The following is an 18,515-nucleotide window of genomic DNA, read 5'->3' as shown; positions in this document are numbered from 1 at the left end:
CCCATGATTCGCCCAGACTTAGAGCAGCTGCCGCCGTACGTTCCCGGCGCGCGCAATGACACCGCCCTGAAACTGTCTTCTAATGAGGTGTCCCAGCCGCCGCTTCCCGCCGCGGCCGAGGCCATGGCTAAGCTGGCCGCCGGCGCGAACCGTTACCCGGACATGTTCGCCGTGGGAATCCGCGAGGATCTGGCCGCGCACCTGGGCGTGGACTTCGATCAGGTCGCCGTGGGCACCGGTTCCTCCGCGCTGTGCCAGCAGCTAGTGCAGGTCACCTGCCTGGCCAACGAGCCGGCCGAGGTGGTATTCCCCTGGCGCAGTTTTGAGGCGTACCCCATCTTCGCCCGCGTGGTGGGCGCCACCCCGGTGCCGGTGCCGCTGACCGCCGAGCACGGCGTGGACCTGGACGGCCTGCTGGCCGCCATTACCCCGGCCACGAAGCTGATTTTCGTGTGCAACCCCAATAATCCCACCGGCTCCACCATCACGGCCGAAGCCTTTGACGCCTTCATGGCCCAGGTCCCCGCCCACGTCGTGGTGGGCCTGGACGAGGCGTACATCGAGTACTTCCAGGGTGAATCCACCCCGCTGGCCACCGAGGCCATCCACCGCTACCAGAACCTGGTGGGCCTGCGCACCTTCTCCAAGGCGTACGGCCTGGCCGGCGTGCGCATCGGGTACGCCTTTGGCTCGGAGGAGATCATCGCAGCCATGCAGAAGGTGGCCATCCCGTTTGGCGTATCCTCCGTGGCGCAGGCCGGCGCCCAGGCGTCCCTGGCGGCCCAGGATGAGCTGCAGCTGCGTGTGAAGGAAACCGTGGTTGAGCGCGACCGCGTGGAGGAGGCCCTGGCCGAATTCGGCGTTCCCCACTCCGAGGCCAACCACGTGTGGCTGCCGGCCGCCAATATCGCCGCCGCGGGCCTTGGCACCCCTCAGGAATTGGCCGCCAGGCTGGCCGAGCATGACGTACTGGTCCGCGCCTTCGATGAGGGCATCCGCATCACCGTCACCGTGGCTGAGGAAACGGACAAGCTGCTGGCCGCGTGGGAGAAGGCCACCGCGTAGCCTGGGGGCATGCGTACGCTTATCAACCTTGCACTGACCATCATCTCCACGGCGTTAGCCCTGTGGGTGGTGGTCGCGCTGGTCCCCGGCATAACCCTAGATCCGCAGGGATCGTCCGAGGGCGTGGCGTTTGTGGTGGTGGCCGCCGCCTTTGTTGTGGTCAACGCCGTTTTAGGCACCGTCCTCCACGCCATTAGCTGGCCGCTATCCTGCGTGACCCTGGGCCTGTTCGCCCTTGTGGTCAACGGCGCGGTGCTACTCGCGGTGCCGCGGGTGCTAGACCAATTGGCGCTTGGCCGCGGCACCCTTGTCATCGACGGGTGGTGGGCGGCCATATTCGGCGCGGCCATCCTGGGCCTGGCCCAGGCGGTCATTGGGATGGTCACCGCCCCGGCGCGCTAACCGCCGGCAAACGGCGGCAGCACGTCCACGCTCTTCACGCCGCCTAGCGGCTCATCCCGCGCGGCGGCCAGGTCCCCAACCCCTCGGCCATCGAGCAGATAGGAGCTCTTGCCCAGCACCGTTTCTAAAGGTAGGGCGCCCTCCGGGGTGGCCGATGCCGGGTGGCGCTCAACCAGGTACGCGCACAAAGCACCCAGCGTCTCGGCCGCAGGAACGGTTTCCGCGCTCACCCCGGCGGCGGCCCGGGCGGCGGCGAAATAGCGTACGTCAATCATGACGCCCACTATGCCTAAGACCCGGGGCCGTTCGCCAGTGCGCCGTTATGGGGGTTAACATCGACCTCGATATCCCCGCCCCGGAAAGGACCCCCTTTGACTCACACGGAGCCTCACGCAGATCCCAGCTACGTTGACGCCCAGACCGGGAAGGTCATCGGCGCCCTGATGGTGGAGCACCCGGGCTTGACCCCGCTGCTTGCGCAGGCCCGGGCGGAGGTTATGACGGATGCCATGGGCGCCCTGGTGAGCTTTGAGGGCATTGTCCGCGATCACGACGGTGGCCAGCGCGTGGCCCGCCTGACCTATTCCGCGCACCCCACCGCGCCAGCGGAGATTGGGCGCGTGGCGCGGGAGGTCTCCGCGGGCCATCCCCGGGTGCGGCTGTGGTGCGCGCACGCCACCGGGCCGCTGGCCATTGGGGATCCGGCCTTCGTGGTGCTGGCGGCCGCCGCCCACCGCGGGGACGCCTTCGCCGCGGCCGCGGAATTGGCGGACCGGGTCAAGGCGGAGGTGCCCATCTGGAAGGAACAGTTTTTGGAAGACGGCTCTAGGCAGTGGGTGGGCATGTGAATTCCCGCTACATCCGCCAGGTGACGCTGCCCGGTTTTGGCCAGGAAGCGCAGGACAAACTGGCCGCCGCGCACGTCGCCGTTGTGGGCGCCGGGGGCCTGGGTTCCCCGGCGCTGCTCTACTTGGCCGCCGCCGGCGTGGGCCGCATCAGCGTGATTGACCCGGACGATGTTGACCTAAGCAACCTCCACCGCCAGGTCATCCACACCCAGCCCGGGCAGGGCAAGGCGGACTCGGCGGCGCGGGCGATGAACGCGCTTAACCCGGAGGTCACGGTGGTAGCGCACGCCACGAAGTTGACCCAGGCCAATGCCCTGGAGCTGCTCGCGGACGCGGACGCGGTGCTAGACGGCGCGGATAACCTCCCGGCGCGCTACGTGGCGTCCTGGGCGTGCGCAAAGTTGGGTATCCCGCACGTGTGGGGTTCCATCCTGGGCTTTGAGGCGCAGATGTCCGTCTTCCATGCCGGCCGCGGGCCCATCTTTGAGGACGTGTTCCCGGTCCCGCCCTCGGACGTGCCGAGCTGCGCGGTGGCCGGCGTCCTAGGCCCGGTGGTGGGCGTGGTGGGCTCCGCCATGGCTCTCGAGGCCATCAAGGTGCTCACCGGGGTGGGCCAGCCGCTCACCGGCCAGCTGGGCTACTTCGATGCGCTGACCGCGCGGTGGGAGTACGTCCCCCTCCAGGCCACCCGCCAGCCGCCGCAACGCCCGCTTTTATCCGACGCCCCCGAGGCCTCCTCCCCCGCCGGTTTCACCCGCATCATCGACGTGCGCACCGCCGAGGAACGCGCCCAGGGCCACATCCCGGGCGATGAGCACATTGCCCTCGATGAACTCCTCGCGGCCGAGGAAGGCCCCGCCGGTGTAGCCGACGGCACGTGGGATGACGTGCTGTTTTATTGCGCCTCCGGCGTCCGTTCGGCCACTGCCGCGCGCCGCCTGGGCGGGACGTCACTGCGCGGCGGGTACGCGCGCTGGGCCGCAGGAGAAGGCTAGCCCAGGCTGCCTAGTACCTGGGCGATGATGATCTTGGCGATCATCGCCACGGGGTAGACCATGGCGTATCCCAGCGCCACGCGCGGGTCGAAGTTGGTGCGGTCATTGGCAAAGGCCAGCACCGCCGGCTGCGTCTGCGCGCCGCCCAGCAGGCCCGAAAGCCTAGTGCCGCCCATGGAAAATCCCCGGCGCATGATGAGGAAGATGCCCAGGCCAATCATCGTGGTGATGACCCCGCCCAGCAGGAAGATCTTTAGCCACTCGCCGCCGGTGAAGGCGTTGAGGATCTGGGAACCCGCGGTGGTGCCGGCGTAGGCAAGGAAGACCAGCAGGCCAAACTCGGAGAGCACCTGGCACGCGGTGTACGGCACGGACGTGTACACCTTGCCGATTCGGCCGATGCGCCCCATGATAAGGCCCACAATCAGGGTGCCCGCGGCCGCGCCAATGCCGAAGCTGAAGTCACCAAAACCAAACTTCACGTTTCCCAGGACTATGCCCAGCGTCATCCCCACGCCCAGTGCCACCGGGTTGATGTCCGCCAGGCCGCGCGCGGAGTCCCCAAAGAAATCGGAGATTTCCCTCATCCGGTTCGTGGGCGCCACCACGCGGATGCGGTCACCCAGCTGCAGGACCACGTCGGGGGCGGCCACCATGTCCGTGTCGCCGCGGCGGATGCGGGAGACCGTGGCGTCAAAGCGGTGCTCCATGTCCAGCCACTGCACGGTCTTGCCCGCAAGCTTCGGATCTGACAGCGTCATGCGGCGAAAGTCCATGTACCGCCGGTCCGCCATCAGCGACACGGACGAGGCATGGCCCAGGTACTCCACCACGCGGTCCAGCTGCTCCTTGCTGCCCACGCAGGTCAGCAACTCGCCCTGCTCGAGCTCGGAGTCAAGCGCGGGCGTCTCAATCGGCGCCTTGGAACTGTGGGCCAGGCGGGAGAAGGCCACGCCCTCGCCCACGTAGTTGATCACGTCCTGGAGGGTGACCTTGTCCGTGCGGGTGATGCGCACCGTGCGGTTGATAACCTCCTGCGGCTTATCCCTATCCCCGGAGCGCTTGGTCAGCGCGAAAAACGTCCAGCCGATAAACCCAATCACGCCAAAGAGGTAGGCAATGGCGTAACCCACCGTTGCCGTGGCCGGGTCGCCGGAACCCGAACCCGCCGCCGCCAGCGCCGGAGTATTGGTCACCGCGCCGGCAAATGTGCCCGCGATCAGCGCCCAGTCCATCCCCATGGCCCGGCCCAGCACGCCGGCCACCACGCCGGCGAGCACGAACACCGCCAGCATGCCGGCGATGGGCCCCAGGGATGTCTTCATGGTGTGGAAGAAGTTGGGGCCGGAGTTAATGCCAATGGCAAACGCGAAGACCGCTAGCCCCAGGGTGCCAATATCGTGCGCGACCAGGAGCTCATGGCCCTGGGACAGCCCGAAGGCGGACAACGCGATGGAGAAGAAGAGGACGGCGGCGGCGCCAAGGGACAGCCCCCGGACGCGAACCTTGGCGAAAATCATCCCGAAGCCCACCAGAACGAAGAGAAGCAACACTTGGTTCGAGGCAAGAGATTCTAAAACGGTGTTCATCCAGTCACGGTCCTTGGCTTCTTGGAGGCCTTAACGTCTATTCCTAGGCTACCCCGCCCGGAATTGACCGCCGGCCAAACGGCCTCCGAGATGGGCAAACCCCCGGCGGGTGCCGCTGTGCACGGCTCCCACCAGGGGTTTAGGAGCGGAGACGGAGGGATTTGAACCCTCGGTGAGTTTCCCCACGCTGGTTTTCAAGACCAGTACATTCGGCCGCTCTGTCACGTCTCCAGTGCCCAATAGACTACCCCAGCACCGGCCCTACGCACCAACTGACGCCACCCTAAGTCCACTCTGGCGCCGGATTTGCGGCGGCTTCCCGCCGCTTTCCGTACCCTGGGTGGGTATGAAGGCTATTGTGCAGACAGACCTAGACAACCCGCGTTCGCTGGAACTGCAGGACGTTTCCACCCCTTCCCTCGCCCCGGGCGAGGTGCTTATCAAGGTGGCCGCCGCCGGGGTTAACCGCGCTGACCTGCTCCAGGCCCGCGGCGCATACCCACCGCCACCGGGCGCTTCTGAAATCATGGGCCTTGAGGTAGCCGGCGTCATCGAGGACGCCGGTGACACCGGACGCCAGCCCGGCGAAAAGGTGGGCGCGCTGCTCTCCGGCGGGGGCTATGCCGAATACGTGGCCGTGCCGGAAGGCCAGCTGCTCCCCCTTCCCGAGGGCTACTCCATGGAGGAGACCGCCGCGGTCATCGAGGTGGCCTGCACGGTCTGGTCCAACCTGGTCATGGAGGCGGGCCTGAATAAGGGCCAGCGCATCCTGATCCACGGCGGCGCGGGCGGCATTGGAACCTTCGCCATCCAGGTGGCCAAGTCCCTTGGCGCCGAGGTGGCGGTGACCGCCGGCTCCGCCGAGAAGCTGGAGACCTGCAGGAAGTACGGCGCGGACATACTCATCAATTACAAGGAGCAGGACTTCGCCGAGGAATTGAAGGACTCCTGCGACGTCATCCTGGACATCATCGGCGCCAAGTATCTCAAGGGCAACCTCAAGGCGCTGGCGAAGGACGGCCACATGGTGACCATCGGGATGCAGGGCGGCAGGAAGGAAGAACTCAACATCGGCGTGGTGGTGTCCAAGCGCCTAAAGCTCCAGGGCACCACGCTGCGCACGCGCGACAAGGACGCCAAGGCGGAGATCGTGGCGGAGACCGTCAAGCACGTCTGGCCCCTGCTGGCCTCCGGTGACATCACCCACCACCTGCACGCCACCTACCCGCTGGCGGAGGCGGCCCAGGCCCACGAGGCCCTAGATTCCGGCGAGGTCACCGGCACGCTGGTGCTCACCACCGCCTAAACCCAGTAGCGCAGATCCGCGCTACGCCAGGGAGGCCACCACGCGCACCAGGTTTTCAATGTCCTGGCTGGTGTTAAACGGGCTCAGCGACACGGTCACCGCGCCGCCTGCCTCCGCCACGCCCATCTCCTCAAGCAGCGGGGTCACCGGGGTCAGCGTGGTGACCAGGCCATTGTCGAAGAGGCGCTGGTGGACGGTTTCCGCCGGGACGCCGCTGACCACAAAGCTCAGGCGCGGCAGGCGGTCCGCCATCGCGGCCCCCGCGGCGGCCTCGCCGGTCACTCCCACGATGTGGACCGCCGGCAGCGAACCCATGAGCAGGAATAATTCATCCCCCAGCCGCTCCATGTACGCGGCCAGGTTGGCCATGGACTCGGCCAGGCGGTTGCGGCGTGAGCCCCTAGCATCACCACCCAGCCCCAGCGCGGCCATGTGATCCACCAGCGGGCCCACCCCGCCGGCCAGGCCGGCCGAAAGGTAGCGCTCGCTCAAGTGCCCCGGCTCGAGGCGGTTGAACATGGCGGTATCACGCAATACCAACGCCGCCATCTGCGGGCCGCCCAGCGCGCCCAGGTCCACGCCCGCGATGTGGGCACCCAGCTCATCGAAGTTCACCGGGCGCACGGACGCCAACGCGGAGACGTCCACCAGGGTCCACGCGCGCGAACGCGACCTGACCAAGTCAATAATGTCCCCGACCGGGGCCACAGTTCCCAGAAGATCATGCGCGGCGGAGAAGGCAACCAGGCGCGTGGAGCCGTCCACCAGCTCGCGAAACTGGAAGGCCGGCAGTTCACCGGTGCCCAGGTCCGGCTGCGCCCAGCGCACATCGGCGCAGCCGAAGGCCAGCGATTGCGCCAGCTCTGGGTCATCCACCCTTGAAAGCACCACGGATGACTTCTTCAGCAGCGGCTTCATGGCGCGCATCAGCGCCTGGTACAACGCAGGCAGGTTGGGGCCTAAGATGACGCGATCGGCGCTGACGGAGAGAAGGTCGGCGACGGCTATGCGGGCGGCGTCGGTAAAAGCGGCGCCTTCAAGCCTGCCCGGGGCCGGGCGCTGCGCGTGGTGGCCCCCGTCCATGTCCTGGGGTGCCACGGCCGCCGCGGTACGGAAAGCCCTGGCCACGCCGGCGGAGACGCGCTCGGCGATTTGCGGCGTGTCATGGGCATTGAGATACGTCCAGCCGTCAGAAAGCCCCGTATACAGGCCACGCACGCTTGGCACATCGAAGCTCACGCGTCTGCCCTCCCTACGCACTTGATACAGTCCCACGGTCCAATTAACCCCCTACTCTATACCCGTTTCTATCCAATCACGAATAACCAAGCCACAGCGACAATCCAAGGAAACACCCAGCTTACCCAATATTTTTAGACATCTAACGCCGTGGAAACTCCACATCTTCCCCCAACACGACTAAGGTTTTTGAGCGTGCAAGACAACAACACCCACGGCCGGAATCCAGCCAGGAATCTAGCCGCAGACGTAGCCCGTATGACCGCGGAACCCCAAGAGGGCACCGCGCCACCGTCGCAATCCATGACCATGCGGGCGGCATTCGCGGACCTTGTGCAGGGCGCCAAGCAGCGCGAGCTCTGGTTCATGCTGGGCCTGCAGGACATCAAGCAGCGCTACCGGCGCTCAGTCCTGGGCCCCTTTTGGATCACCATCGCCACCGGCGTCATGGCGCTGGCCCTGGGCCTTTTGTACTCCATGCTGTTCCAGATCCCGGTGGCGGAGTTCCTGCCGCACGTGACCGTGGGCCTTATCATGTGGAACTTCATCTCCGGCGCCATCAAGGAAGGCGCCACCATCTTCATTGACAATGAGGGCCTGATCAAGCAGCTGCCCTCCGCACTGTCCGTACACGTCTACCGCCTGGTGTGGCGCCAGACCATCTTCCTAGGCCACAACCTGATCATTTGGCTGCTGCTCATCCTCATCTTCCCGCGCAACCTGGGCTGGGAGTTCTTCCTGGTCATCCCGGGCATGGCGCTGCTTTTGGCCAATGGCGTGTGGGTGGCCATGTTCTTTGGCATCATCGCCACCCGTTTCCGCGACGTGGCCCCGCTGCTAGAGGCGCTGACCCAGCTGCTGTTTTACGTCACGCCCATTGTCTGGATGACCAACACGCTCAAGGAGCAGGGCGGTGAGATTGCGGAGCGCGCCCGCATCGCCGAGGTCAATCCGCTGTACCACTACCTGGAGATTGTCCGCGCCCCGCTCATTGGTGAGCCCGTGGCCGCCTACCACTGGTGGATCGTCCTGGCCTGCACCGCCGCAGGCCTGCTCATCACGTTGCTCGCCATGAAGCAGTGGCGTTTCCGCGTTTCCTACTGGGTGTAATGCCCTCCGGCATCACACGAAAGGTTTCCCGATGGTTTCTATCGATACTTACAACGCGTGCGTTGACTTCCCCATCTTTGACGCCAAGTCCCGCTCGCTAAAAAAGGCCATGCTGTCCACCGCCGGCGGCGCGATTGGCAAGAACGCGGACAACACCGTGGTGGTTGAGGCGCTGTCTAACATCAACCTCCACCTGCGTGAGGGCGACCGCGTGGGGCTGGTGGGCCACAACGGCGCCGGCAAGTCCACCCTGCTGCGCCTGCTGTCCGGCATCTACGAGCCCACGCGCGGTTCCGCCGACGTCCGCGGCCGCGTGGCCCCCGTCTTTGACCTCGGAGTGGGCATGGACCCCGAGGTCTCCGGCTATGACAACATCATCATCCGCGGCCTCTTCCTGGGCCAATCCATCAAGCAGATGAAGGCCAAGATGGATGAGATCGCGGAGTTCACCGAGCTGGGCGATTACCTGGCCATGCCGCTGCGCACCTACTCCACCGGCATGCGCGTGCGCCTGGCGCTCGGCGTGGTCACCTCGATTGAGCCGGAGATTTTGCTGCTGGATGAGGGCATCGGCGCCGTGGATGCGGCGTTCATGGCCAAGGCCCGCGTGCGCCTGCAGGAGCTGGTCAAGCGCTCCGGCATCCTGGTCTTCGCGTCCCATTCCAATGACTTCCTGGCGCAGCTGTGCAATACCGCACTGTGGATAGACCACGGCACCGTCCGCGAGTGCGGCGAGGTGGCTGACGTGGTCGAGGCCTACGAGGGCCCCGGCGCCGGCGAGTACGTCCGCGACCTGCTGGTCCGCTTCGAGCAAGAGGCATCCGACGCCGCCCCCGCAGAGCTCGAAATCCCCGAAGAGCTCAAAGACCAGCGCTAACCCCACCCAAAAGGGGTGTTTTATTCATTCCGGAAAGCAACTCGCCCCTCATTCAGCCCGCCCCCACTGAGGCGCTTGACCTGCAGGAATAGGATTCCACCCCGCGGCGATTCAACCCCCGCGGTAAAAGAAATCTCCGAAACCCTTCATAAACACTCATGCATGGATAATAATTCAAGACGTATTGACCGCTCCGCACGGCTTGCTGGATGGCGCAGGTCAAACGCCTATTCCCTTTCTATCACTAGGAGTATTCCATGAAGCGCTTCGCTACCGCTGCAGTTGCCGCAGCCACCGCCCTGTCCCTGTCCACCGGCGCAGCTTTTGCTCAGGACCCAAACGCAGTTCATGGCTCCTCTAGCGATGAATACACCGCCGGTTACGTCTTCGGCGCCGCCATCGATGAAGGGCTCAACCCTGGCACTGGCGTCACCTCCTCCCTTCGGAACTCCATCGATAACGGCAATGAAATCTCTCCTAGCCTGTTCAGCTCCGTCAAGGCCGACGCCGCCAACGGCTGGAAGGTCGGCACCACCTTTGAGATCCTGCTCGGCGTAGGCATCGCTGCGGTGGTTGGCCTCGCAGGTGTGGCCGCAGCCAACGCTGGCTTGCTGCCAACTTTCTAGTTTCCTAACCGGCTCCTTGAGGGCCTTAGGTCTTTTCCGAATGACCCAAACCCCAGCCGTTGCGGCTGGGGTTTTGCCATGCCAGCGTTAATTCCCCAAGTTTCTTAAATGAATCAAGGACAAACTAGTTACTCTCGAGATACATTTTTAGAGAAGCTATCAACTCGGGGGCGGGGGGATTTCTTGTTCACGCCACCGCTTATTTGGACAAGGAGTATTCATGAAACATTCCAGCACTATTTTCACCGCATTGCTAGCGGCCATGACGGCGGCGAGTGTGAGCGCGGGGGCGGCGGGGGCGTCCTCGGAGGCGGAGGCAAGCGGCAGCTCGCTCAGCTCCAAGGCCTCCGGGTGGGAGACCACCAAGTATGTTGCGGAGGCCGGATGGAAGGAACTCACCGGGCAGCAAGGCTACACGTCATCGTTCCGCGGGGCCGGCGAGGCGGCATCCTCGCAGCTGACCCCTGACGCGGTTGCCGGGGCTATCGCCGGGGCCCAGGCCAATCCTGGGGGCGCGGCGGCGGGCGCGGTGGCTGCGGGCTCCGCGGCCTCGCCAATCTGGGAGACCATCCGCACGGACGCGGCCAATGGTTGGCCCGTCGGCCGCACCCTGGAGACCTACCTGGGGCTGGGCATCGGTACCGTGGTGGCCCTGGCGGCAGCGGCGGGCCTTATCCATGCGAGCGAACAAGGGCTCATCGAGCTTCCCGAAATTCCAGGCGTGGAATGGCCGCGCCTGCCACAGCAGTAATCTCAGCTTTTCTCAAAGTAAGTCCCTCTACGGATTCGCAGGCCCAAGCGCCTAAAATGTAGGGCATGTCTGTAAAGCCTTTGAATCCATCCGGCTCCACCGCGGCGGTCATCGTGACCCATCAGCGCGTGGAGCTTCTTCGCGCCTCGCTTGAACAGGTGGTCAACCAGACCCACCCAGTCCAGTGGGTGATTGTGGTGGACAACGGCGCGGAGGATTCCGTGAAGGCGCTGGTAGAAGAGCTCGCCGGTGAGCGAGCGGTGTATGTACCGTCAAAGACCAACCTCGGCGGCGCGGGCGGCTTTGCGCTGGGCTTTTTGACCGCGCTCGCCCTGGGCGCGGACGCGGTGTGGTGCGCGGATGATGACGGGCGCCCGGCTGACCACGGCGTGCTGGAGGAGCTCTACCGCGTGGCCGCCGCCAACGGGCTGCACGAGGTCTCCCCGGCCGTGTGCAACATTGAAGACCCGGGCGCGCTGGCGTTCCCGCTGCGCCAGGGCCTGGTGTGGCGCCGCCGCATGGAGGAGCTCGAGGGGGATTTCCTGCCCGGCATCGCGTCCCTGTTTAACGGCGCGCTGATTTCCGCGCAGGCCATGGAGGTCATCGGTGTGCCGGACTACCGCCTGTTCATCCGCGGTGATGAGGTGGAATACCACCGCCGGCTCGCCAACTCTGGCCTTGCCTTCGGCACGGCGTTGACCTGCGCATACCTGCATCCCGACGGCTCCTCCGAGTTCAAACCCATCCTCGGCGGCAAGATGCACACCCAGTACCCGGAGGGTGAATTCAAGCGCCACTTCACCTACCGCAACCGCGGCTACCTGCTCTGGCAGCGCGGCATGCGCAAGCTGCTGCCGCAGGAATTCGCGCGCTTCGGCTGGTTCTTCCTGGTGCAGAAGAAGGACCCGCGGGGATTTTTGGAGTGGCTCAAACTCCACAACGCCGGCCGCACGGAGGACTTCCGCCGCCCCTGACACGGGTCAGGCGGCGCCGGCCGCGTCAGCCCTAGCGCTCTTTGAAGATGAATGCGCGCTGTACGGCGAAATTCGTCACGGTGGCCACGCCCTGTGCAATGACAAAGGCCACGACGTCCTTAAACGTGCCGGCCAGCCCAATCGCCTGGAGCGGGCCGTCCAGCACCCAATAAAGGAATACCTGAACGGCGAAGGTAGACAGGTAGAGCACCGCCACGGCCGCGCCGGTCCGGCCGGTGACCTTCGCGCCAAAGGTGTACTTTGCGTTAAGGATGTATGCGGTCAGGGTGCCGCAGCACCAGCCGATCGCCTTGGCGAAGGTGCGGTTTAGGCCCACGGCCTGCAAAATCAGCGTCAGGCCCAGGTCCACCACGGCGGAGATGACGCCCACGGCGATGAAGCGGGTGAGCTGGGTCTTCAACGAGGAGTCAGGGGATGGCTTGGCCACCTCATATCCCTGGGCCTGCTGCGGCTCCGACTCTGGCGTTGACTGTGCTGCTGGGTCCTGTTGGTTAGTCACCCGGTCATCATACGCCCACGGGCGGTTACTTCCGAAGCAGCGCCCGGTAGATATCCAGCCGGTCCAGCGCGCTGAGCTGGTCGGGCCCGCAGGCCCGAAGCTCAAGCAGGCGTTCCACGGACGCGGGGCAGTACTCGCGAACTGACACCGCAGATATGGCGGAGCCGTCATCCTCAACCCAGCCCAGCGCCTCCATGGTGGTGGCGGCAACGTGGGCGGTCAGGGTCTCCTCCCCCAGGCACGCCAGGGCGAGGACCACGCACCAGAAGGCGTCCCGGCCCAGCTCGGTCACCTCGCGCGGCAGCCCGGAGACGCGCTGCGCCAGCGCCGGATCCACCGGGCGGGCTAGGTCGAGCGCCTGGAGCAGCGGCACAAAGTCGTATAGCCTCGAGCGCTCGATCACGCTGCGGACCTCGGGGCGCACGAGCCGCAGGACCTCAGAGATGGTCTCCTCACCCGTCAGCGCCGCATTGATTCCGGTCAGATCGAACCTGGTTCCGGGAAAGGAACCAGAACCGCCCACGCACAGGGCGCGGGGCGTGCCGGCATCGCGGGGGTAAACCTCGGCTACGCTCAGCGTAAACTCCCACAGCCCCCACTGCAGCTGCACCGTGTCCCCCTCACGGCGCAGGAAGTCCCGCAGGCGATGCTCGGGATTGATCCGCTTAGTCACGCAATAAAAGTGCCAGGGGCTGGCCTCTTCCGGCGAGGCGTCTAGCCCGAAGACCACGCCCAGGACCTTGTGGAGCTCTGCAAACGTCGCGGCATCGGTTACGCCCATGTGGCGGTGCACTTCTGCATCCGGCTGAACGTTTGATACCTGCAGGATCAGCGTGGATGCGTCGGGGCCTTCGTCAGCGCCGTGTGCACGCGCCGCGCCGATGCGACCATCAGCTTCGGTTACGTACTTGGCTTCCATAGGCCCCAGCGTACCCACTACTGGGAATCGGCGGCCCGCTTGGCGTGGTCCCGGGCCTCCAGCTCGCTTACCCCGAACGCCAGGGCGGCCCCCAGCGCGCCCATCGCGGTCCACGGTTTGGACACGCCCTTGGTACGCAGGAAACCGGCGAACTTGCGGCTCACCCAGCTATCCAGGGACATGCTCGCGGCCATCAGCCCCACCGCCAGGGCGGGTAGGGCAAACCCCAGGTCCTTCTCTTCGGTCACCGGCTGCGCATCGGCGTCCGAGTCCTCCCGCGCCTCGGCGTTGGTGTAGGCCACCACTGCGCCAAAGCCCACGAATCCGGCGGCGTAGGCGGCGACCAGAGACTTGCCAGATAAATAATCCGGCAGCGCGGTAAGAACACCCACGGCCGCGGCCTGCGCGAGGCGGCCCTCGAGGGTGTCATCCAGTGCGTAACCATCAAAATGTTCGGTGGTATTAGTCATGCTAAACATCGTACGCTTAAAGGCATGCCACAATATGATGCCGACAAGAAGAACATGACTCCGGCTCAGCGCGCGGCCCAGGACGAACGCACCGAGGATGACCGGCGCAACGGCCGCTTCGTCGCCACGGAGTTTGCCACCGCACCGTTTAACGATTTCATGATGCGGCTGATGGCCGAGGAACTGCCCATGCTGGATTCCACCTCACGGCGCCGCGTGTATGACATTCTGCGGGAATACCAGGCCTCGGGCCAGCCGCAGATCACCAGCCAGGAGGAACTGCCCAAGGAAATCCGGGACATCATGGACCTGTACTAACCCGCCGGCTGCGCTCAAGCGCCGCACCGCGCGCGCTCCGGCGTTCGGGGGCCAAGCTGAGTAGGCTGGTTGAGAAAGCCATTTTCCAATCCATTTTCTACTGAAAGAAAAAGATGGGACAGAACCACACTCTAGAAACCACCGAGAAGAAACTCACCGGATGGGGACGCACCGCCCCCGCCGTCTCGCACGTCCTCGCCACCGAGGACGTCGAGGAGATTCAGAAGGCCGTGGCCCAGGTCGCGGACGATAACTCGGACAAGCCTGCGCACCTGCGCCGTGGCGTGATCGCCCGCGGCATGGGCCGCTCCTACGGCGACCCTGCGCAGAACTCCGGCGGCCTGGTCATCGACATGCAGCCGCTGAACAAGATCCACTCCATCGACCCGGACAACGCCCTGGTTGATGTGGACGGCGGCGTCACCCTGGACCAGCTGATGAAGGCCGCGCTGCCGTACGGCCTGTGGGTTCCGGTGCTGCCGGGCACCCGCCAGGTGACCATCGGCGGCGCCATTGGCCCCGATATTCACGGCAAGAATCACCACTCCGCCGGCTCCTTCGGCGACCACGTGGCCTCCATGGAGCTGCTGGTTGCCGACGGCCGCGTCCTGCACCTCGAGCCAGAAGGCTCCGCCGACGATCCGGACGGCGAACTGTTCTGGGCCACCGTGGGCGGCATGGGCCTGACCGGCATCATCCTGCGCGCCACCATCAAGATGACCAAGACGGAAACCGCCTACTTCATCGCCGACGGTGACCTGACCGCGAACCTGGATGAGACCATCGAGTTCCACTCCGACGGCTCGGAGCACAACTACACCTACTCCTCCGCATGGTTTGACGCCATCTCCCCTGAGCCCAAGCTGGGCCGCGCCGCCATCTCCCGCGGCTCCCTGGCCACCCTGGCCCAACTGGAGGAATACGCCCCCAAGCTGGCGCAGGATCCGCTGAAGTTCAACGCGCCGCAGCTGGTGACCGTGCCGGACATCTTCCCGTCCTTTACCATGAACAAGCTGTCCATGATTGCCATCGGCGAGCTGTGGTGGCTCAAGTCCGGCGAGTACAAGGACAAGGTGCAAAACCTCACGCAGTTCTACCAGCCGCTGGATCTCATCGGCGAGTGGAACCGCGGCTACGGCAAGAGGGGCTTCTTGCAGTACCAGTTCGTGGTCCCGCGCGACGCCGTGGAGCCGTTCAAGGAGATCATCAAGGACATCCAGCGCTCCGGCCACTACTCCGCGCTGAACGTGTTCAAGCTGTTCGGCAAGGGCAACAAGGCGCCGCTGTCCTTCCCGATGGAGGGCTGGAACGTCTGCGTTGACTTCCCCATCAAGCCGGGCCTGGGCGCGTTCCTGGATGACCTGGACCGCCGCGTCATGGAATTCGGCGGCCGCCTGTACCTGGCGAAGGAATCCCGCACCTCCGCGGAAAACTTCCACAAGATGTACCCGGGCATGGAGGGCTGGCTCAAGACCCGCAACGCGATCGACCCAACCGGCGTCTTCGCATCCGATATGTCCCGCCGCCTCGAGCTGCAATAGAAAGGAATAACCATATGCTTAACGCAGTAGGCCAAGCACAAAACATCCTCCTTCTGGGCGGCACCAGCGAAATTGGTTTGGGCATTGTCTCGGAGTTCTTAGACAAGGGCCCGGCCAAGGTGACCCTGGCGGCGCGCAAGGATTCCCCGCGCATCGCCGGGGCCAAGGACGCACTCGAGGCCAAGGGCGCGACCGTCGAGGTCGTGGACTTTGACGCCACCGACTTTGACTCCCACCCAGCCACCGTCGAGGCCGCCTTCGCCCACGGCGACGTGGACGTTGCCATCCTGGCATTCGGCACCCTGGGCGACCAGGAAGAACTGTGGCAGAACCACGAGGCCGCCGTGGCGTCAGCGCAGACCAACTTCACCGGCCCGGTGTCCCTGGGCGTGCTACTGGGCCAGCGCTTCAAGGCGCAGGGCCACGGCACCATCATCGCCCTGTCCTCCGTGGCGGGCATGCGCGTGCGCCGCTCCAACTTTGTCTACGGCGCGTCCAAGGCCGGCGTTGACGGCTTCTTCATCAACCTGGGCGAGGCCCTGCGCGATTCCGGCGCCAAGGTACTCGTTGTGCGCCCGGGCCAGGTCCGCACCAAGATGTCCGCCGAGGCCGGCGAGGCCCCACTGACCGTCGACGTGGATGACGTGGCCAAGGCAACCGTGGAGGCGGTGCTGTCCAACCGCCAATCCATCTTTGTCCACCCACTGTTCCAGTACGTGTCCCTGGCGTTCAAGTTCATTCCGCAGTCAATCTTCCGCAAGCTGCCGTTCTAAATTCCGAATCGCCGCGGCGCTATCGATGCCGATACGCCAGCGGAAAACCAAGGGCGAGGGTGCTCCCATCACCCTCGCCCTTGGCGCGTATTTGGCCTGTTGGGTTTAGCCGCCGGCCCGCTGTTATGGGAGACTATTTAAATGACCACAGCTACCGTCACCCCCGCCCACGACCATGAGGCCAGAGGTAAACAGAATGTTCTCCTGCCCCGGGACAACGAGCCGTACCAGGCGGATTCGCTGACCTCGGCGCGCACGGCGCTGCTTATACTGCTCGCCGCACTGGGCGGCGGCGTGGCCACGCTGGCGGCGTGGAAGGTACTCAAGGCCACCACCCTGCCGGCGTTTAACACCTCAATGGTCACCCGGGCGCTGGGAACGGCGGGCCTGGTGTTGATCTTCGTGCTGGTGGGGGGCCTGCTGCTGTGGTGGCTGCTGGATGAGTACGGGGTGAGGAAGGGGGCGTCGGGCGAGAAGGCGCGTCCTGCGTGGCGCCGCATCCTCACGCCGGTCATCGCCTACGTGTCCCCGGCGATGCTCACGGTGGCGTCCCTGGGCATCCCGCTGTCCGCCACCCGCCTGTGGCTGGACGGAATCCAGGTGGACCAGGTCTTCCGTACGCAGTTTCTGACCCGCATGGCGGACACCGCCGCGTACCAGGACATGAACTACGCGGACATGCCCAGCTACTACCCCATGGGCTGGTTCTGGCTGGGCGGGCGCCTGGCCAACCTGCTGGGCATCCCGGGCTGGGAGGTCTACCAGCCATGGGCCCTGATCTCCTTGGCCGCGGCCGGCTGCATGCTGGTGCCGCTGTGGCAGCACCTGACCGGCTCGCTGCCCGTGGCCACGGCCATTGCGCTGGCCACCACCGCGATCACCTTGACCATCGCCGCGGAAGAACCGTACTCCGCGCTCATCGGCATGGGCGTGCCCGCCGCCACCGTGCTGTGCGCCCGCGCCTTCCGCGGTTCCTGGTGGTCCACGTTTGGCATCATGGTCTTCCTCGGCATCTCCGCCTGCTTCTACACGCTGTTTACCGGCGCCGTGGCCCTGACCATTGTGGTGCTCATCGGGCTGTTGTCCGCGCTCTTTGCCCGCACCTGGCTGCCGATTGTTCGCGTCGCCATCATCGGCGTGGGCTCGCTGGCTATCGCCGCCATCGCGTGGGGTCCCTACGTGCTCGCCGCGCTGCGCTCCGACGCGCCGCTGGAGACCACCGCGCAGCACTACCTGCCGGAGGAAGGCACCCAGATTCCGGTGCCGTTCCTGTCCGCCTCCGTCATCGGCTTGCTATGCCTCATTGGCCTAATCTACCTGGTGTTCCGGGTGGCCGACCGTGAGATTCACACCATGGCATGGGGACTGGCGGGCCTGTATCTGTGGGCCCTAGCGTCAATGGTAATCACCCTGGCCGGCACCACGTTGCTGGGCTTCCGGATCGAAATCCTGATCGTGCTGCAGCTCGCCACGGCCGGCATCCTGGCGCTGGCCGAGATCCGCCTGCGCGGCGTAGCCCGCCTCTACCCGCAGGGCTTGCCCGAGTCCACCAGCAAGCGCATCACCGCCGCCTTTGCCGTGGTATGCATGTTCGGCGGCCTCTATTACGCGCAGCAAATCCCGGAGGCCAACGAGTCAGCCATTGACCACGCCTACTCCGATACCGACGGTTACGGCGAGCGCGCCGACCGTTTTACCTCCGATAGCTCCCAGAACTACAACACCATTCATCAGTTCCTCCAAGAGCAGGGCCACGTGACCAACGAGACCGTGATCATGACCGATGAGAACCTGTTCATGGCGTACTACCCGTACTTTGGCTACAACGCCTTTACCTCTCACTACGCCAACCCGCTGGGCGAATTCTCCGTCCGCAACGAGCAGATGGAGAGGTGGGCTAACTTGTCCCAGGAGGCCACCCCTGAGGAATTCGTCGAGGCGCTGGATAGCGATCCGTGGCACTCGCCGGACGCGATTTTGTTCCGCGGCTCCATCGACGCCCCGGGCGAAGGCTACAAGATCCACCTCGCAGAGGACATCTACCCAAACCAGCCCAACGTCCGCTTCCGGTCCATCTTCTTCAACCCCGAGGTCTTTGAGGATGAGGCCCTGTGGACCATGAAGCAGGTTGGCCCGTTCGTGGTGGCCTCGCGCGATAACGTCTAGCGCCGTGGCTGGAGGCGCCGCGGCGT

Annotated in this window: 20 protein-coding genes and 1 tRNA gene; 14 read left to right on the top strand and 7 right to left on the bottom strand. The window is 65.3% G+C overall.

The annotated features are described in order from the left end of the window. Positions 1–3 precede the first annotated feature (3 nt). Positions 4–1,065, top strand: a complete 1,062-nt coding sequence (locus CENDO_RS00785) for a histidinol-phosphate transaminase (protein WP_136140343.1) — start codon at positions 4–6, stop codon at positions 1,063–1,065. A gap of 9 nt (positions 1,066–1,074) precedes the next feature. Beyond that, complete coding sequence (locus CENDO_RS00780) at positions 1,075–1,467, top strand: phage holin family protein (RefSeq protein WP_136140342.1); 393 nt, start codon at positions 1,075–1,077, stop codon at positions 1,465–1,467. On the opposite strand, the gene CENDO_RS00775 is transcribed toward CENDO_RS00780, so the two are convergent. Beyond that, entirely contained in the window at positions 1,464–1,742 is a 279-nt protein-coding gene (locus tag CENDO_RS00775; RefSeq protein WP_136140341.1) for a MoaD/ThiS family protein, read from the bottom strand. The genes CENDO_RS00780 and CENDO_RS00775 overlap by 4 nt on opposite strands. 96 nt (positions 1,743–1,838) lie before the next feature. Here CENDO_RS00775 and CENDO_RS00770 point away from each other — a divergent pair, with 96 nt between their 5' ends. Both CENDO_RS00770 and CENDO_RS00765 read left to right on the top strand, forming a co-directional pair. After that, complete coding sequence (locus CENDO_RS00770; protein WP_246014317.1) at positions 1,839–2,315, top strand: molybdenum cofactor biosynthesis protein MoaE; 477 nt, start codon at positions 1,839–1,841, stop codon at positions 2,313–2,315. After that, positions 2,312–3,310 (top strand): ThiF family adenylyltransferase, encoded by a 999-nt coding sequence (locus CENDO_RS00765; protein ID WP_136140340.1) that lies wholly within the window; start codon positions 2,312–2,314, stop codon positions 3,308–3,310. Before CENDO_RS00770 ends, CENDO_RS00765 begins: the two co-directional genes overlap by 4 nt. Here the strand turns inward: CENDO_RS00765 and CENDO_RS00760 are convergent. Beyond that, entirely contained in the window at positions 3,307–4,899 is a 1,593-nt protein-coding gene (locus CENDO_RS00760; RefSeq protein WP_136140339.1) for an aspartate:alanine exchanger family transporter, read from the bottom strand. The two genes, CENDO_RS00765 and CENDO_RS00760, sit on opposite strands and share 4 nt — an antisense overlap. Positions 4,900–5,045: 146 nt before the next feature. Beyond that, positions 5,046–5,130: transfer RNA gene (locus tag CENDO_RS00755), tRNA-Ser, on the bottom strand. Positions 5,131–5,245: 115 nt separating this feature from the next. On the opposite strand from CENDO_RS00755, the gene CENDO_RS00750 reads away from it, so the two are divergent. Further along, the gene (locus CENDO_RS00750; RefSeq protein WP_136140338.1) at positions 5,246–6,205 is read left to right on the top strand and encodes an NAD(P)H-quinone oxidoreductase; all 960 of its coding nucleotides are present in this window, start codon (positions 5,246–5,248) and stop codon (positions 6,203–6,205) included. 21 nt (positions 6,206–6,226) lie between these two features. On the opposite strand, the gene CENDO_RS00745 is transcribed toward CENDO_RS00750, so the two are convergent. Continuing rightward, positions 6,227–7,444, bottom strand: coding sequence for an aminotransferase class V-fold PLP-dependent enzyme (locus CENDO_RS00745; protein ID WP_136140337.1), 1,218 nt, complete (start codon positions 7,442–7,444; stop codon positions 6,227–6,229). A 258-nt stretch (positions 7,445–7,702) separates the two neighbouring features. On the opposite strand from CENDO_RS00745, the gene wzm reads away from it, so the two are divergent. The 5 genes from wzm (at position 7,703) to glfT1 (ending at position 11,782) form a co-directional block, all read left to right on the top strand. Continuing rightward, on the top strand, positions 7,703–8,554 hold the full coding sequence (gene wzm / locus CENDO_RS00740) for a galactan export ABC transporter permease subunit Wzm/RfbD (RefSeq protein ID WP_136142079.1): 852 nt from the start codon (positions 7,703–7,705) through the stop codon (positions 8,552–8,554). A 31-nt stretch (positions 8,555–8,585) separates the two neighbouring features. Continuing rightward, positions 8,586–9,431 carry a galactan export ABC transporter ATP-binding subunit Wzt/RfbE gene (gene wzt, locus CENDO_RS00735; protein WP_136140336.1) on the top strand — a complete coding sequence of 282 codons (846 nt, stop codon included), beginning with the start codon at positions 8,586–8,588 and terminating at the stop codon, positions 9,429–9,431. A 257-nt stretch (positions 9,432–9,688) separates the two neighbouring features. Continuing rightward, on the top strand, positions 9,689–10,057 hold the full coding sequence (locus CENDO_RS00730; protein ID WP_136140335.1) for a hypothetical protein: 369 nt from the start codon (positions 9,689–9,691) through the stop codon (positions 10,055–10,057). A gap of 220 nt (positions 10,058–10,277) precedes the next feature. Beyond that, positions 10,278–10,808 carry a hypothetical protein gene (locus CENDO_RS00725; protein ID WP_136140334.1) on the top strand — a complete coding sequence of 177 codons (531 nt, stop codon included), beginning with the start codon at positions 10,278–10,280 and terminating at the stop codon, positions 10,806–10,808. Positions 10,809–10,873: 65 nt separating this feature from the next. Beyond that, positions 10,874–11,782, top strand: a complete 909-nt coding sequence (gene glfT1, locus CENDO_RS00720) for a galactofuranosyltransferase GlfT1 (RefSeq protein ID WP_136140333.1) — start codon at positions 10,874–10,876, stop codon at positions 11,780–11,782. A gap of 31 nt (positions 11,783–11,813) precedes the next feature. On the opposite strand, the gene CENDO_RS00715 is transcribed toward glfT1, so the two are convergent. The 3 genes from CENDO_RS00715 to CENDO_RS00705 are packed head-to-tail and all read right to left on the bottom strand — an operon-like array spanning position 11,814 to position 13,691. Then, complete coding sequence (locus tag CENDO_RS00715; protein ID WP_342773414.1) at positions 11,814–12,302, bottom strand: GtrA family protein; 489 nt, start codon at positions 12,300–12,302, stop codon at positions 11,814–11,816. Between the two features lie 25 nt (positions 12,303–12,327). Then, entirely contained in the window at positions 12,328–13,221 is an 894-nt protein-coding gene (locus CENDO_RS00710) for a hypothetical protein (RefSeq protein WP_136140332.1), read from the bottom strand. A gap of 17 nt (positions 13,222–13,238) precedes the next feature. Then, positions 13,239–13,691 (bottom strand): hypothetical protein, encoded by a 453-nt coding sequence (locus tag CENDO_RS00705; RefSeq protein ID WP_136140331.1) that lies wholly within the window; start codon positions 13,689–13,691, stop codon positions 13,239–13,241. Positions 13,692–13,715: 24 nt separating this feature from the next. Between CENDO_RS00705 and CENDO_RS00700 the strand changes: the two genes are divergently transcribed. The 4 genes from CENDO_RS00700 (at position 13,716) to CENDO_RS00685 (ending at position 18,489) form a co-directional block, all read left to right on the top strand. Then, a complete protein-coding gene (locus CENDO_RS00700; protein ID WP_136140330.1) occupies positions 13,716–14,009 on the top strand; it encodes a hypothetical protein in 294 nt (97 codons plus the stop codon). 113 nt (positions 14,010–14,122) lie between these two features. Continuing rightward, complete coding sequence (gene dprE1, locus CENDO_RS00695; RefSeq protein ID WP_136140329.1) at positions 14,123–15,550, top strand: decaprenylphosphoryl-beta-D-ribose oxidase; 1,428 nt, start codon at positions 14,123–14,125, stop codon at positions 15,548–15,550. Positions 15,551–15,564: 14 nt separating this feature from the next. Then, a complete protein-coding gene (gene dprE2, locus CENDO_RS00690; protein ID WP_136140328.1) occupies positions 15,565–16,323 on the top strand; it encodes a decaprenylphospho-beta-D-erythro-pentofuranosid-2-ulose 2-reductase in 759 nt (252 codons plus the stop codon). A gap of 141 nt (positions 16,324–16,464) precedes the next feature. After that, positions 16,465–18,489 (top strand): galactan 5-O-arabinofuranosyltransferase, encoded by a 2,025-nt coding sequence (locus tag CENDO_RS00685; protein WP_136140327.1) that lies wholly within the window; start codon positions 16,465–16,467, stop codon positions 18,487–18,489. Positions 18,490–18,515: the final 26 nt, after the last annotated feature.

It is taken from the genome of Corynebacterium endometrii (genome assembly GCF_004795735.1).
Classification (GTDB): domain Bacteria; phylum Actinomycetota; class Actinomycetes; order Mycobacteriales; family Mycobacteriaceae; genus Corynebacterium; species Corynebacterium endometrii.
This window is presented reverse-complemented; position numbering and strand designations above follow the sequence as displayed.

What these genes read in the sequence shown, in the direction of transcription:
- CENDO_RS00785 (WP_136140343.1), top strand. Translation starts at nt 4, where the DNA reads ATGATTCGCCCAGACTTAGAGCAGCTGCCGCCGTACGTTCCCGGCGCG.
- CENDO_RS00780 (WP_136140342.1), top strand. Translation starts at nt 1,075, where the DNA reads ATGCGTACGCTTATCAACCTTGCACTGACCATCATCTCCACGGCGTTA.
- CENDO_RS00775 (WP_136140341.1), bottom strand. Translation starts at nt 1,742, where the DNA reads ATGATTGACGTACGCTATTTCGCCGCCGCCCGGGCCGCCGCCGGGGTG.
- CENDO_RS00760 (WP_136140339.1), bottom strand. Translation starts at nt 4,899, where the DNA reads ATGAACACCGTTTTAGAATCTCTTGCCTCGAACCAAGTGTTGCTTCTC.
- CENDO_RS00750 (WP_136140338.1), top strand. Translation starts at nt 5,246, where the DNA reads ATGAAGGCTATTGTGCAGACAGACCTAGACAACCCGCGTTCGCTGGAA.
- wzm (WP_136142079.1), top strand. Translation starts at nt 7,703, where the DNA reads ATGACCGCGGAACCCCAAGAGGGCACCGCGCCACCGTCGCAATCCATG.
- wzt (WP_136140336.1), top strand. Translation starts at nt 8,586, where the DNA reads ATGGTTTCTATCGATACTTACAACGCGTGCGTTGACTTCCCCATCTTT.
- CENDO_RS00730 (WP_136140335.1), top strand. Translation starts at nt 9,689, where the DNA reads ATGAAGCGCTTCGCTACCGCTGCAGTTGCCGCAGCCACCGCCCTGTCC.
- CENDO_RS00725 (WP_136140334.1), top strand. Translation starts at nt 10,278, where the DNA reads ATGAAACATTCCAGCACTATTTTCACCGCATTGCTAGCGGCCATGACG.
- glfT1 (WP_136140333.1), top strand. Translation starts at nt 10,874, where the DNA reads ATGTCTGTAAAGCCTTTGAATCCATCCGGCTCCACCGCGGCGGTCATC.
- CENDO_RS00710 (WP_136140332.1), bottom strand. Translation starts at nt 13,221, where the DNA reads ATGGAAGCCAAGTACGTAACCGAAGCTGATGGTCGCATCGGCGCGGCG.
- CENDO_RS00705 (WP_136140331.1), bottom strand. Translation starts at nt 13,691, where the DNA reads ATGACTAATACCACCGAACATTTTGATGGTTACGCACTGGATGACACC.
- CENDO_RS00700 (WP_136140330.1), top strand. Translation starts at nt 13,716, where the DNA reads ATGCCACAATATGATGCCGACAAGAAGAACATGACTCCGGCTCAGCGC.
- dprE1 (WP_136140329.1), top strand. Translation starts at nt 14,123, where the DNA reads ATGGGACAGAACCACACTCTAGAAACCACCGAGAAGAAACTCACCGGA.
- dprE2 (WP_136140328.1), top strand. Translation starts at nt 15,565, where the DNA reads ATGCTTAACGCAGTAGGCCAAGCACAAAACATCCTCCTTCTGGGCGGC.
- CENDO_RS00685 (WP_136140327.1), top strand. Translation starts at nt 16,465, where the DNA reads ATGACCACAGCTACCGTCACCCCCGCCCACGACCATGAGGCCAGAGGT.